Annotated in this window: 8 protein-coding genes, 1 tRNA gene and 1 pseudogene; 9 read left to right on the forward strand and 1 reads right to left on the reverse strand. The window is 68.9% G+C overall.

The genetic code is table 11. The annotated features are described in order from the left end of the window. Positions 1-361: 361 nt before the first annotated feature. The 9 genes from dnaA (at position 362) to HUX53_RS10635 (ending at position 13260) form a co-directional block, all read left to right on the forward strand. Positions 362-2380 carry a chromosomal replication initiator protein DnaA gene (gene dnaA, locus HUX53_RS10595; protein ID WP_176402987.1) on the forward strand — a complete coding sequence of 673 codons (2019 nt, stop codon included), beginning with the start codon at positions 362-364 and terminating at the stop codon, positions 2378-2380. A 652-nt stretch (positions 2381-3032) separates the two neighbouring features. Further along, positions 3033-4175 carry a DNA polymerase III subunit beta gene (gene dnaN / locus HUX53_RS10600; protein WP_176402988.1) on the forward strand — a complete coding sequence of 381 codons (1143 nt, stop codon included), beginning with the start codon at positions 3033-3035 and terminating at the stop codon, positions 4173-4175. A 100-nt stretch (positions 4176-4275) separates the two neighbouring features. After that, the gene (gnd, locus tag HUX53_RS10605) at positions 4276-5202 is read left to right on the forward strand and encodes a phosphogluconate dehydrogenase (NAD(+)-dependent, decarboxylating) (RefSeq protein ID WP_176402989.1); all 927 of its coding nucleotides are present in this window, start codon (positions 4276-4278) and stop codon (positions 5200-5202) included. 217 nt (positions 5203-5419) lie between these two features. Then, a complete protein-coding gene (recF, locus tag HUX53_RS10610; protein ID WP_176402990.1) occupies positions 5420-6544 on the forward strand; it encodes a DNA replication/repair protein RecF in 1125 nt (374 codons plus the stop codon). A gap of 45 nt (positions 6545-6589) precedes the next feature. Next, positions 6590-7123: a DciA family protein gene (locus tag HUX53_RS10615; RefSeq protein WP_309237157.1), complete on the forward strand. Its 534-nt coding sequence runs from the start codon at positions 6590-6592 to the stop codon at positions 7121-7123. A gap of 374 nt (positions 7124-7497) precedes the next feature. Then, positions 7498-9435: a DNA topoisomerase (ATP-hydrolyzing) subunit B gene (gene gyrB, locus HUX53_RS10620; protein ID WP_176402991.1), complete on the forward strand. Its 1938-nt coding sequence runs from the start codon at positions 7498-7500 to the stop codon at positions 9433-9435. Positions 9436-9545: 110 nt separating this feature from the next. Then, entirely contained in the window at positions 9546-12074 is a 2529-nt protein-coding gene (gene gyrA / locus HUX53_RS10625) for a DNA gyrase subunit A (protein WP_176402992.1), read from the forward strand. A 42-nt stretch (positions 12075-12116) separates the two neighbouring features. Next, on the forward strand, positions 12117-13094 hold the full coding sequence (locus tag HUX53_RS40935) for a DUF3566 domain-containing protein (RefSeq protein ID WP_309237158.1): 978 nt from the start codon (positions 12117-12119) through the stop codon (positions 13092-13094). A gap of 92 nt (positions 13095-13186) precedes the next feature. After that, positions 13187-13260 (forward strand) — tRNA-Ile (locus tag HUX53_RS10635). Positions 13261-13621: 361 nt separating this feature from the next. Here the strand turns inward: HUX53_RS10635 and HUX53_RS10640 are convergent. Further along, positions 13622-13939, reverse strand: a pseudogene (locus HUX53_RS10640) (GNAT family N-acetyltransferase); the annotation flags it as partial. Between the last annotated feature and the right edge of the window lie 581 nt (positions 13940-14520).

Here is a 14520-nt window from a genome sequence, read left to right on the forward strand (position 1 = left end):
GGTTCCTGTTGCGGGTGGGGGCGGTTGGGGTTAAGGTCGTCCGGGCGAGCCGACGCTCCTTCGACGAATTCGACGATCTGATGTCGGTGTTCTGCCCCTCAAGCCCCCGTTCGAGAACCGCCCCCGTACCGGCTGCGAGAAGGCCGGAGTCTTCCCGACCCCGCTTCCAGAGACCCGTCCCACGGGTTTTACACAGGTGCCGCATGCCTATGCACAGCATGTGGAAAACTCTGTGGACAACTCGTGAGAGAGTAAGGCTTCCGCGTCGCGGACGTGCCCTGGGGGGCGCGCCGCAACCCGTGGGAGAGCCGGGAAGTCAGGTACTCCGTACGGCGGAGTCGGTGGGAGGGGGACCTTGCGCATGGACGGTCAGGATCTCGGATCGGTCTGGGCCCGCACCCTCACCGCACTGTCCGAGAGCGATCTGTCTCCGAGCTATCGCGCATGGCTGCCGATGGTCCGCCCGCTGGCGCTCGTCGAGGGGACGGCACTCCTGGCCGCGCCGAACGAGTTCGCCAAGGACGCGCTGGAGACGCGCCTCCGGAACCTCATCACGCAGGCCCTTTCCCGCGAGCTGGGCAGGGAGATCCGTGTCGCGGTGACCGTCCAGCCGGAGCCGCCGGCGGCGCCCTCCACCGGCCCTTTGCCCGGTCCCGGTTCCCGGTCCGGTGAGCCTCTTTCCGCGCCCGTCCCCGGGCCCGGTGCCGGGCTCGGTATGCAAGAGCCTCCACCTTCTTATGGCGACTCCTACGGCGACTCTTACGGCGAGCGGACGCAGGACGACCGTGACCGGGATCGCTCCTACAACAACGAGCGTCCTTATCCCGAGCAGCCCTACAACGACCAGGGATACCGGTCGCAGTCGGGAGTTACCCACAGCCCCGGTCCGCCCGGAGGTTATCCACAGGCTGCGGATGACGACCGCGGCACTTATCCCCCTGCCCCGCGTCCACCGTCCTATGGGACGGGCCCCGGGGGGCGAGGCCCGTACGAGGGTCGTGCCTTTCGCGGGCAGGAAGGGTTCGGTGGCGAACCCCCGCAGGGACGTCCGCCTCACTCGCACTTGAACGACCGCACGCTGGGTCCGCTGCGGGCTCGCGCAGAGCAACAGGGGCTCGAACCCCAGCACGGTGGGAACGAGCCACCGCTCGGCCACTCGGACGATTTCCAGACAGGGGAGTCGTTCACCGGCGGCGAGCAGCCGTACCGCGGCGAGGAGCCCTTCCGGGGCGATAACCCCGCCTTCCGGGGCGATAACCCCGCCTTCCGGGGCGATAACCCCGCCTTCCGGGACGAGGACGCCGCCGGACCCGCCCCCGCACAGGGAGCAGGGGCGTCCGAGCACGCGCGCCTCAACCCCAAGTACACGTTCGAGACGTTCGTCATCGGCTCGTCCAACCGTTTCGCGCACGCCGCGGCCGTCGCGGTCGCCGAGCAGCCGGCCAAGGCGTACAACCCGCTGTTCGTCTACGGCGACTCCGGCCTCGGCAAGACGCACCTGCTCCACGCGATCGGGCACTACGCGCAGAGCCTCTTCAATGGGGCCCGCGTGCGTTACGTGAGTTCTGAGGAGTTCACGAACGACTTCATCAACTCGATCCGCGACGGAAAGGCGGACGGGTTCCGCCGCCGGTACCGGGATGTGGACATCCTCCTCGTCGACGACATCCAGTTCCTTGAGGGCAAGGAGCAGACGCAGGAGGAGTTCTTCCACACCTTCAACACCCTGCACAACGCGAGCAAGCAGATCGTGATCTCCAGCGACCGTCCGCCCAAGGAACTGGTCACGCTGGAGGACCGGCTCCGCAACCGGTTCGAGTGGGGCCTGACGACCGACGTCCAGCCGCCCGAGCTGGAGACGCGGATCGCGATCCTGCAGAAGAAGGCCCGCCAGGAGGGCCTCGCCGCGCCGCCGGACGTGCTGGAGTTCATCGCCTCGCAGATCGCGACGAACATCCGCGAGCTGGAGGGCGCGCTGATCCGGGTGACGGCGTTCGCGAGCCTGAACCGCCAGTCGGTGGACATGAAGCTCGCCGAGATCGTCCTCAAGGACCTGATCCCGAACGACTCCGGCCCCGAGATCACCGCTGCGATGATCATGGCGCAGACGGTCGAGTACTTCGGCACCACGATTGAGGACCTGTGCGGGCCGTCCCGGTCCCGGATGCTCGTCACCGCCCGGCAGATCGCGATGTACCTGTGCCGGGAACTGACCGAGTTGTCCCTTCCCAAGATCGGGCAGCAGTTCGGCGGCCGCGACCACACCACGGTCATGCACGCCGAACGCAAGATCCGGTCCCTGATGGCCGAGCGCCGTGCCATATACAACCAGGTCACGGAGCTGACCGGGCGTATCAAGCACCAGGCGCGCAAGCGCTGACGCGCCCCGTCGTACACACTGTGGACAGACCCGCGTCACCCCTGTGGACAGGGCCCGCCGTCGCCGTCCACACCCTGTTGACGGCAAAGAACCGACAAAATGCGCGCTTCCCCAGAGAACCGAAGCGGCTACTCACAGGTTGTGGAAAACCCTGGGGATTTTCGTGGATAACCCGGTGGACGACCCCGGGAAAAGCTGAGGATGAAGGGTGGACGGATGTGGACCGGCTGTGCACCCGCGCCGCCGTCCTGGGGAAAACCGGTGGACGACCTGGGGACGGGCCTGTGGGCGAAGCCCCGCGACCGCCGTTCGCTGTACACAGGCCGCCGAACCCGATGACATACCCGTGGAGAACTCGTGGAAAACCGGGGGATGACATGGGGATGACGTGTGGGGACAGATTCGCCGTCCCCAGGCGCCGCCGCGCCGTCCACCGTCCATGCACAGCCCCAGTGGACAGAGAAACGAGGCCTGACCTGCGAAAACAGCCTCTGTCCACACTATCCACCGCCCCTATTACTAGTACTGCACTACTTCTCTACTCAAGAAAAGATCCATCTCAAGTCAGGGCCTGGGGACAACGTGCCGCGAGCTCCCCGCCCCGGCCGAGATCGCCCCGCCCTCGTCCGACACCTGCAGGAGGCTGGTCCCGTTGAAGTTCCGCATCGACAGAGATGCCCTGGCCGACGCCGTCGCCTGGACCGCGCGCACACTTCCCGTCCGTCCCCCGGTGCCCGTCCTCGCGGGCATGCACCTCGTCGCCGGGGGCGAGGGCAACGACGACCGGCTGAAGCTGTCCGCGTTCGACTACGAGGTCTCCGCCCAGGTGTCCACGGAGATCGACGTCGAGGAGGCGGGCACGGCCCTGGTCTCCGGGCGCCTCCTCGCCGAGATCTCGCGCAGCCTCCCTCCCCACCCTGTGGAGGTCACGACGGACGGCGCGAAGGTGATGCTCCGCTGCGGCAGCGCGAAGTTCACACTCCTCACCATGCCTGTGGAGGACTACCCGACGCTGCCGGAGATGCCGCCCGCCGCGGGCTCGGTGGGCAGCGACGAGTTCGCCGCCGCCGTCTCCCAGGTCGCGATCGCCGCCGGCAAGGACGACACGATCCCGATGCTGACCGGCGTCCGGGTGGAGATCGAGGGCGAGACGGTCACGCTGGCGTCCACCGACCGGTACCGGCTGGCCGTCCGCGAGATGCACTGGAAGCCGGAGCGCCCCGACTTCTCCGCCGTCGCGCTCGTCCCGGCGCGGACGCTCGCCGACACCGCCAAGTCGCTGACCGCCGGCGCCGAGGTGTCGATCGCGCTCGGCGGGACGGGCGGCACCGGCGAAGGGATGATCGGCTTCGCGGGCGGCGGCCGCCGCACCACGTCCCGGCTGCTGGACGGCGACTTCGTCAAGTACCGGTCGCTGCTGCCGAGCGAGTACGCGGGCCTCGCCGAGATCCAGACGGCGCCGTTCATCGAGGCCGTCAAGCGCGTCTCGCTGGTCGCGGAGCGGAACACGCCCGTCCGGCTGTCGTTCAGCCAGGGCGAGGTCGTCCTGGAGGCGGGCACCGGCGACGAGGCTCAGGCCGTGGAGGCCCTGGAGGCGACGCTGGAGGGCGAGGACATCGACATCGCGTTCAACCCCGCGTTCCTCCTGGACGGGCTCTCAGCGATCGGCTCGGACGTGGCGCGGCTGTCGTTCACGACGCCGACGAAGCCGGCCGTCCTCACCGGGAAGCCCCCGCAGGACGGGGAGAACCCGAACTACCGTTACCTGATCATGCCGGTGCGGCTGTCCGGATGAGGCCCGTGCCCTGGGGCATGCCCCGGGGCACGCCGGGGACGACCCGCGGGGGAGCCGCCTTCGCGGTGGTTGACGACGCACAGGGGAGAGTGAGCTTTTCATGGAGCTTGGGATCATCGGCCTGGGCAAGATGGGCGGCAACATGGCCGAGCGGCTGCGCCGCGGCGGCCACACGGTCGTCGGCTACGACCGCGACCCGCAGGTCAGCGACGTCGGGTCGGTCGAGGAGCTGGTCGAGCGGCTGTCCCCGCCGCGCGCCGTGTGGGTGATGGTGCCCGCCGGCAAGCCCACCGCGGAGACCGTCCACAAGCTGAGGGAGGTCCTCCAGTCCGGCGACGTCGTGATCGACGGCGGTAATTCACACTATGTGGACGACCAGAAGCACGGTGAGGAGCTCGCGGCCAAGGGCATCGGGTTCGTCGACTGCGGTGTGAGCGGCGGTGTGTGGGGGCTGGAGAACGGCTACGCGCTCATGGTCGGCGGCGACGACGACAACGTGAAGCGGCTGATGCCGATCTTCGAGACGCTGAAGCCGGAGGGGGAGTACGGCTTCGTCCACTCCGGCAAGGTCGGTGCGGGCCACTACGTGAAGATGGTCCACAACGGCATCGAGTACGCGATGATGCAGGCGTTCGGCGAGGGCTACGAGCTGATCGAGGCCAGCCCCCTCGTCACGAAGGTGCCGGAGACGTTCCTCAGCTGGCAGGAGGGCACGGTCATCCGGTCCTGGCTGCTGGACCTGCTGAACCGCGCCCTCGCCGGCGACCCGGAGCTGGACGACCTGCGCGGCTACGCCAACGACTCGGGCGAGGGACGCTGGACGGTGCAGGCGGCGGTCGAGCACGCTGTGCCGCTGCCCGCCATCAGTGCCTCGCTGTTCGCGCGGTTCGCGTCCCGCCAGGACGACTCCCCCGCGATGCGCGTCGTCGCCGCCCTCCGCAAGCAGTTCGGCGGCCACGCCGTCACGTCCGCCGGCGACGGTGACGGCGACTCCCCCGGCGCCGACGTCACCCCGCCCAAGCTCTGACGGGTTATCCACAGTTCGGTGTTCGTCTTCCCCAGGCCTGTGCGGGGGTTGACCATGGTGGTAACGGGTCCGCCCCCGGGCGGGAGGGGCCTGCTTTTCAACCAGGCGGGAGTGGTCCGCGCTTCACCAGGCCGGGAGGGGCCGGCCTTCAGCGGGTGGACGGCGTTCGCGGGGTGGGTTGGCCGGGTGGCGTTGGGGAGGCTCTACGCTCGGGTGGGTGCACGTCGCCCACCTTTCGTTGCAGGACTTCCGGTCCTATCCGGCCGCCGAGGTCGCGTTGGAGCCTGGGGTCACGGCGTTCGTGGGGCCGAACGGGCAGGGCAAGACGAACCTGGTCGAGGCCATCGGATACGTCGCCTCGCACGGCAGTCACCGGGCGGCGACCGACGCGCCGCTCGTCCGGCATGGGGCGCCGCGTGCGATCGTCCGGGCCGGGGTGGTGAAGGACGACCGCAAGGCGCTGATCGAGCTTGAGATCAACCCCGGCAAGGCGAACCGGGCGCGGCTCAACCGGTCCCCTATCCCCAGGCCGAGGGAAATCCTGGGGATGTTGCGGACCGTGCTGTTCGCCCCGGAAGACCTCACGCTCGTCAAGGGCGACCCAGGGGAGCGGCGCCGGTTCATGGACGAGCTCCTCACCGCGCGGGCTCCACGGTTCGCGGGCGTGCGCTCCGACTATGACCGCGTCCTCAAGCAGCGCAACGCCCTGTTGAAATCGGCGGCCGCGCATAGGCGCTCCCCCGGCCCGGAGGTGCTCGCGACCCTGGACGTGTGGGATTCCCACCTGGCGCGTACCGGGTCGGAGCTACTGGCGGCACGGCTCCAGCTGGTCGAGGCACTGCGTCCGCTTGTCGAGCATGCCTATGCGGCCCTTGCACCGCACAGCGGCGGCGCCGACCTCACCTACAAGAGTTCGCTGGGGGACGTGAAGTTGTCCACAGACCGTGGAGAACTCGCCGAGCAGCTCATGGCGGCCGTAAGCGAGTCGCGTAAGCAGGAGTTGGAACGGGGCGTGAGTCTCGTCGGCCCGCATAGGGACGAGCTCGTCCTGCGCCTTGGGGAACTTCCAGCGCGCGGCTATGCGAGTCACGGCGAGTCGTGGTCGTTTGCCTTGGGGCTGCGGTTGGCCGCCTACGAGCTGCTGCGCGCCGACGGCGACGACCCCGTTCTCATCCTGGACGACGTGTTCGCCGAGCTGGACACGGGACGCCGCAGCCGGCTGGCCGACATGGTGGCCCCGGCCGAGCAGGTCCTCATCACGGCCGCCGTCCCCGCGGACGTCCCGGCCGAATTGACAGGGGGGTCGTATACCGTCTCCGACGGCAAGGTCGTCCGAGACTGACCGACCGACTGCAGGCCTTCGCGCGGAACGGGAAGGGGTGAGCGTGTGAGTGATGATCCACAGGATGTGGACAACTCTCCCGAGAACGGGGCTGGGGCCGAGGCCGTCCCGGCCAAGTCCGGGATCGAACTGGCGCGCGAGGCCCTCGCCCAGGCGAAGGCCGACGCGCTGAAGCGCGGCACGCTCCCCGGGCAGAACGGCAAGCGGAAGGGCGGCGGACGTGTCGTCCGGGTCAGGGATCCCGGGCGCGGCGGTGATCCCAAGCTGTTCGGTGCGGCGATCCGCGATCTGATGGCGTCCCGCGGCTGGGAGCAGCGGGCGGCCGTCGGCGGCGTGTTCGGCAACTGGGCGGCGATCGTCGGCGGCGACCTGGCCGAGCACACCCGCCCGGAGCAGTTCGAGGACGGCGTGCTGACCGTCGCCGCCGATTCGACGACGTGGGCGACGCAGTTGCGCCTGCTGTCGTCCACCCTCGTCCGGCGGCTGAACGAGGAACTCGGGCACGGAACCGTGCGGCGGGTGAAGGTCGTGGGTCCGTCGTCCGGGCCGCGCCGGACGGGCGCCTGGCGCGTCCGCTGACTAAGGCCGCTGACAACGGCCGCTGACAAGCGCCGCGGGCCATCGCCCGGCGGGTGCGAACATCCGTTCGGGGGGCGGGGTGCCCAGTTCAGCGGCCAGCGCCACGTAGGCCAGAGAACGCCCCGGGACCTATGGGGGGATGTAGCTCCAGGTCCAATCGGCCGCCACACGCGCACACAGCGCTCGTGAGTGCCACTTTTCGCCGCATGACCCGGTAGAATGTATGCGGTTCAGGATGCTGCGCCGCCATGGGGTGCCCGGGCCTCTGACCAGACATGCACAGAGCACGACCGGGTGCCCCCATGTGTGTTACGGGGCACACCGCGCCTCCCTCGGGCGCGGAGCGGCTGACATCCCCGGCAGGAGGATCTCCTTTGGCGTACGACGCTAGTTCGATCACTGTCCTTGAAGGGCTTGAGGCGGTTCGCAAGCGCCCGGGCATGTACATCGGCTCGACCGGTGAGCGCGGCCTGCACCACCTCGTCTACGAGATCGTGGACAACGGGGTCGACGAGGCCCTGGCCGGCCATGCCGACGACATCGTCGTGACGCTGATGGCCGACGGCGGTGTGAGCGTGAGCGACAACGGCCGCGGCATCCCCGTCGGTGAGCACCCGGTGGAGAAACGTCCGGCCATCGAGCTGGTGTTCACCACGCTGCACGCGGGCGGCAAGTTCGACGGCAAGTCCTATGCCGTCTCCGGCGGTCTGCACGGTGTCGGCTCGTCCGTGGTCAACGCGCTGTCCACCCGACTGGAGGCCGAGGTCCGCCGCAACGGCCACGTGTGGCGGCAGTCGTACACGTGGCGCGGGCCCGAGAGCGAGCTCCAGCAGGGCGAGGAGACCGAGGCGACCGGCACCCTCATCAGGTTCTGGCCCGACCCCGACATCTTCGAGGTCACCGAGTGGAACTTCGAGACCCTCTCCCGCCGCATGCAGGAGATGGCGTTCCTCAACCGCGGCCTCGCCATCACGCTGCGGGACGAGCGGCCCGACCACTCCAACGGCGAGCCGCACGTCGTCCGGTATCACTACGAGGGCGGCATCGAGGACTTCGTCCGCTACATCAACGCGCGCAAGGACGCCGTCCACGAGTCGGTGGTGTACTTCGACGACCACACCGAGGGCATGTCGGTCGAGATCGCCATGCAGTGGAACTCGTCCTACGCCGAGTCCGTCCACACGTTCGCCAACACCATCAACACGGCGGAGGGCGGCACGCACGAGGAGGGCTTCCGGGCGGCGCTCACCACGATCGTCAACCGGTACGCCCGCGACAAGGGCCTGCTGCGCGACAAGGACGACAACCTGACCGGCGAGGACGTCCGCGAGGGCCTCACCTCGATCATCTCCATCAAGCTGGCCGACCCGCAGTTCGAGGGCCAGACCAAGACCAAGCTCGGCAATACCGAGGCCAAGTCGTTCGTGCAGCGGGCGTGCAACGAGCACCTGCGCGACTGGTTCGAGGAGAACCCGGGCGAGGCCAAGGAGATCATCAACAAGGCGTCGCAGGCGGCGCGCGCGCGGGTCGCGGCGCGACAGGCGCGCGACCTGACCCGCCGCAAGAGCCTGCTGGAGTCGACGGCGCTGCCCGGCAAGCTGTCGGACTGCCAGTCCACCGACCCGGCGAAGTCCGAGCTGTACATCGTCGAGGGCGACTCGGCGGGCGGCTCCGCGAAGGGCGGCCGCGACCCGCACTTCCAGGCGATCCTGCCGATCCGCGGCAAGATCCTGAACGTGGAGAAGGCCAGGATCGACAAGATCCTGAAGAACAACGAGGTGCAGGCGATCATCACGGCGCTCGGCACCGGCGTGCACGACGAGTTCGACATCGCCAAGCTCCGTTACCACAAGATCATCCTGATGTCGGACGCGGACGTCGACGGCCACCACATCAACACGCTGCTGATGACGCTGCTGTTCCGGTTCATGAAGCCGCTCATCGAGGCCGGTCACGTGTACCTGTCGCAGCCGCCGCTCTACAAGATCAAGTGGGACGCGCGGGGCAGCGACGCCGACTACGCCTTCTCCGACGCCGAACGGGACGCGGTCATCGAGGCCGGGATCGCCGCCGGCAAGCGCGACCCCCGTCCCCGCGACCAGGTGCAGCGCTTCAAGGGCCTCGGCGAGATGAACGCCAACGAGCTGTGGGACACCACCATGGACCCCGACAACCGGGTCCTGCTGCAGGTCCAGCTGGACGACGCCGCCCAGGCGGACGAGCTGTTCAGCGTGCTCATGGGCGAGGAGGTCGAGCCCCGCCGGGAGTTCATCCAGCGCAACGCCAAGGACGTGCGGTTCCTCGACATCTGAGGTACGCGCCCAGGGCCCGGCTCCCAGCGGCCTGAACACCGCGGCTCCCGCAGGCCCGATCCCCGCAGGCGGACGTACTTCCTTCCCACCGAGCAGAAGAGGTCTTCAGAGTGACGGACGTGACCACAGAGGGCGGCCACCCCGGCGAACGGATAGAGCCGGTCGACATCCAGGTCGAGATGCAGAAGAGCTACCTCGACTACGCCATGTCGGTCATCGTCGCGCGCGCGCTGCCCGAGGTACGCGACGGCCTCAAGCCCGTCCACCGCCGGGTCCTGTACGCGATGTACGACGGCGGCTACCGGCCCGACCGCGGCTACTTCAAGTGCGCCCGCGTCGTCGGCGACGTCATGGGGAACTACCACCCGCACGGCGACTCCGCCATCTACGACGCGCTCGTCCGGCTCGCGCAGCCCTGGTCGATGCGGTACCCGCTGGTCGACGGCAACGGCAACTTCGGCTCGCGCGGCAACGACCCCGCCGCGGCGATGCGGTACACCGAGTGCCGCATGGCGCCCCTCGCGATGGAGCTGCTGCGCGACATCGACAAGGAGACCGTCGACTTCTCCCCCAACTACGACGGCCGCTCGCAGGAGCCGGACGTCCTGCCGTCCCGGTACCCGAACCTGCTGGTCAACGGGTCCGCCGGCATCGCGGTCGGGATGGCGACGAACATCCCGCCGCACAACCTGCGCGAGGTCGCCGACGGCGTCCGCTGGTACCTGGACAACTACGGCGCGTCCGACGACGAGCTGCTCGAGGCGCTGATCGAGCGGGTCAAGGGCCCCGACTTCCCGACCGCCGGCCTCATCGTCGGCCGCCGCGGCATCGAGGACGCCTACCGCACCGGCCGCGGCTCCATCACGATGCGGGCCGTCGTCGAGGTCGAGGAGATCCAGGGCCGCACCTGCCTCGTCGTCACCGAACTTCCGTACCAGGTCAACCCGGACAACCTCGCTCTCAAGATTGCGGACGGGGTCAAGGACGGCAAGCTGGACGGCATCGCGGACGTCCGCGACGAGACGTCCGGCCGGACGGGGCAGCGCCTCGTCATCGTCCTGAAGCGGGACGCCGTCGCCAAGGTCGTCCTGAACAACCTGTACAAGCACACCCAGCTGCAGGAGACGTTCGGCGCGAACATGCTCGCGCTGGTGGACGGCGTGCCGCGCACCCTGCGCATCGACCAGTTCGTCCGGCACTGGGTCGCGCACCAGATCGACGTCATCGTCCGCCGCACCCGGTTCCTGCTCCGCAAGGCCGAGGAGCGCGCCCACATCCTGCGCGCGCTGCTGAAGGCACTCGACCGGATCGACGAGGTCATCGCCCTCATCCGGCGGTCGCCGTCCGCGTCGGAGGCGCAGCAGGGCCTGATGAGCCTGCTGGAGATCGACGAGATCCAGGCGCAGGCCATCCTCGACATGCAGCTGCGCAAGCTCGCCGCGCTGGAGCGCCAGCAGATCACCGACGAGTACGACAAGCTCATGGCGGAGATCGCCGACTACAACGACATCCTGGCCTCGCCCGAGCGGCAGCGGCAGATCGTCGGCGACGAGCTCGCCCCCATCGTCGAGAAGTTCGGCGACGACCGGCGCACCGAGATCATCCCGTTCGACGGCGACGTCTCCTACGAGGACCTCATCGCCGAAGAGGACGTCGTCGTCACGATCACCCGCGGCGGCTACGCCAAGCGCACCAAGACCGACCTGTACCGGGCGCAGCGGCGCGGCGGCAAGGGCGTCCGCGGCGCGCAGCTCAAGCAGGACGACATCGTCGACCAGTTCTTCGTCACCTCGACGCACAACTGGCTGCTGTTCTTCACCAACAAGGGCCGCGTCTACCGGGCCAAGGCCTACGAGCTGCCCGACTCGGGCCGCGACTCGCGCGGGCAGCACGTCGCGAACCTGCTGGCCTTCCAGCCGGACGAGCACATCGCCCAGGTCATGACCCTGCGCGACTACGACGTCGCGCCCTACCTCGTCCTCGGGACGAAGAAGGGGCGCGTCAAGAAGACCGCGCTGCGCGACTTCGACTCGCCCCGCACCGGTGGCATCATCGCCATCAACCTCATCGACGGCGACGAGGTGATCGCCGCCCGGCTCGTGTCCGCCGAGGACAGGCTGCTGATGGTCTCCACCGGCGCCCAGGCGATCAAGTTCAACGCCGACGACGAGTCGCTGCGGCCGATGGGACGCGCCACGTCCGGCGTCATCGGCATGCGTTTCGACGAGGACCAGGAAGTTCTCAACATGCTCGTCGTCCACAACGGCTCGGACGATGTCCTGGTGGCCACCCGGGGTGGCTACGCGAAGCGCACTCCGGTGGACCAGTACCCGCTCCAGGGACGTGGGGGTAAGGGCGTCCTCACCGCTAAGATCGTTGAATCGCGCGGGATGTTGGTAGGGGCGCTGATGGTCGGCCCCGACGACGAGGTGTTCGCGATGACGTCGAACGGCGGCGTGATCCGTACCACCGCCGCGGAGATCAAGCAGTCCGGCAGGCAGACCATGGGCGTCCGCCTGATGAACCTCGCGGACGGGGCCAGCGTGGTGGCGATCGCGAGGAACGTAGAGTCCATTGTGGAGTCGGAGGCCCTGGAGGACTCGGGCTCCGACGACGGCGAAGGGGGCGACGGTGAGTGACGTACCCTGCATAGTCACCGAGCCGCTAGGCCAGGAGGACACGTGAGCACCGAGCCCGGCAAGAACAAGGGCGGGCCGCCCGGCGCGGCCGCCTCGGGGACGGGCGGCGCCGGCAAGAAACCGGCCGCGTCGCCGTCCAAGTCCGGGACGAAGCCGTCCAAGACCGTCGCCGCCGCGTCCGCCAAGTCCGGGCGGGACGAGACGACCGTCGACCTGGAGCCGGGCAAGCCCGCCGCCGCCGAGGACTCGGCCGGCGCCGACACCACGCGGATCGACCTGGCGAAGATCGAGGAGAAGCCGGCGAAGGACGCCGACACCCCCGAGATCGCCCCGGTCAAGGACACCGCCGACGACTCCTCGTCGTCCTCGTCGTCCTCGCCCGGCTCGGCGGGCTGGGCCAAACCCGCCGAGCCGTCCGGTTCGGTCTCGGCAGGACGTACGGAGAGCGCTAGCAAGCCGTTCAAACCGACGCCCGGCAACTCCGCCACACCCGCCGCGGCCGCGGGCGGCGGCTCGGGCTCGTCCTCTCCCTCTTCCCCGTCCTCGGACGGCGCCGGCCGCGGCTTCGCCGGCACCGTCCTGAAGGACCGCCCGTCCACCGCCATGGCCCCGGCCAACTCGGCCAAGCCCGCGAACGGCAAGCCGGCCCGCAAGGCCCAGCTCCAGCTCGCCAGGCTCGAGCCGTGGTCGGTGATGAAGTTCAGCTTCGTGATGTCGCTGGTCTGCTTCGTCGTCCTCCTCGTCGCCGTCATCGTCCTGTACGTGATCCTGTCCGGCCTCGGCGTGTTCGACGCCATCAGCGACACGATCAACAGCCTCACCCGGGAACAGGGCGAGACGACCGGCAGCGTCGACGCGGGCAACTGGTTCTCCTTCTTCCGCGTCTTCGGCTACACCGTCCTCGTGGGCGCCCTGAACGTCATGCTCATCACCGCCCTGTCCACGGTCGGCTCCGTCATCTACAACCTCGCCGCCGACCTGGTCGGCGGCGTCGAGGTCACCCTCAAGGAGGCCGAGTAGCCCCGTCCCGCCGCTGCCCGGCAATCGATTTCCGGTTGTCCGCCCAGATGGGGTAACCTCTCGTTGCGCCGCCAGGGGCGGCGGCACACTCCGGGCCTATAGCTCAGTCGGTTAGAGCGCATCCCTGATAAGGATGAGGCCGGTGGTTCAAGTCCACCTAGGCCCACTCGGAGTCGGGAGTGGTGTGTCTGCAAAAAGCGCAGACCGCCACTCCTTTCGTCATGTCGATCCGGGGGGCGACCCCCGGACCCCCGATGTGGGGGCTCCGCCCCCACGCCCCCTGCCGGCTAAGCCAGCCACGCATCTTCTCCACCGCCCGGGGGCCGCCTCTACGCCATGCCGCCGGGTTCGCGGGGGCTACCCCGCGGCCACTCGCTGTCAGGCTCCGCTGCCACACCCGCTGCGGCTGAGTTCGCCGCGCCTCCTCTCCACCGCCCGGGGTACCGCCCTACGCCATGCCGCCGGGTTCGGGGGCTACCGCGCGGCCGCCGGTGTGGGCTCCGCTGCCACACCCCCTAGCAGCGACATCACCTCAGTGGCTCCATCGTCAAAGCAGAACCCCAACGCCTCACGTGCCGCCTCGGTGGCGTACCGAGGCCCCGGAAGCGCTTCACCAGGCACCACCCGACCTCCAATCCTGGCCACCCGGCCGGCTGCCATGGACCGACACGGTCGGCGAAGCACCCCGTGTCCTTCTCAAGACCGGCGAAGTTCGAGAACCCGCGGATCTGCTGATGCCCCAGGAACAGCGCCAGGTTCCGCCAGGAATCCTCGCGGGACATGCTGCCTTCGGTGGACAGGAACCGGCCCACCTCCGGATCGGCGAGCATCGCGGCGTAATCCTCGAAGTCCTCAGGCGCTCAGCGGACGCGAGGTCAGCCTCGGCGTCTCCAGAGTTCTCATGAGCACGATCGAAGCGAAGCCGCAGGTTCCCTTCCAGGAGGACCGGGGCTGGCCCTCCTAGGCCAGCAATCCCACTCCGGACCGAGCAGCAGGGCCCTGCCGTCCTAACGCGCGCTCCTCGGTCCCCGGACGCCCTTTGTCCCTCGGCGGGCCTTCTCGGTGGCTTCCCTGACCGCCAAGGCACGCTTGACGATGTTCTTCGAGACGCGCATGCGCTGAGCGATCACCTTGATCGGTATGTCCTTAGCCCGGTGCAACCGGCGGATCTCGCCCAGCCCCTTCACTGAGGAGGTCAGTTTTCACGCGACGCCGAGGTGGGCGCGACGCGATTGGGCTTCGGTCAGGGGTCGTTGTCCGGTGGGCGGCGGTCATTAGCGCGGCCGATTGTTGCGGCCACCTGACTTGGCTCACTCGCTTGGATGTCGTCAGACCTTGAGCTTGTGACCTGTGGATACGTGTTCGGGTGAGTGTGGTTTCACGCACTAAGCGTGGTGGTCGTAGGGTCGCGGGGTGGCGTTCATCC

The organism is Actinomadura sp. BRA 177 (assembly GCF_013372625.1).
Lineage (GTDB): Bacteria > Actinomycetota > Actinomycetes > Streptosporangiales > Streptosporangiaceae > Spirillospora.

What these genes read in the sequence shown, in the direction of transcription:
- gnd (WP_176402989.1), top strand. Translation starts at nt 4,276, where the DNA reads ATGGAGCTTGGGATCATCGGCCTGGGCAAGATGGGCGGCAACATGGCC.
- dnaA (WP_176402987.1), top strand. Translation starts at nt 362, where the DNA reads ATGGACGGTCAGGATCTCGGATCGGTCTGGGCCCGCACCCTCACCGCA.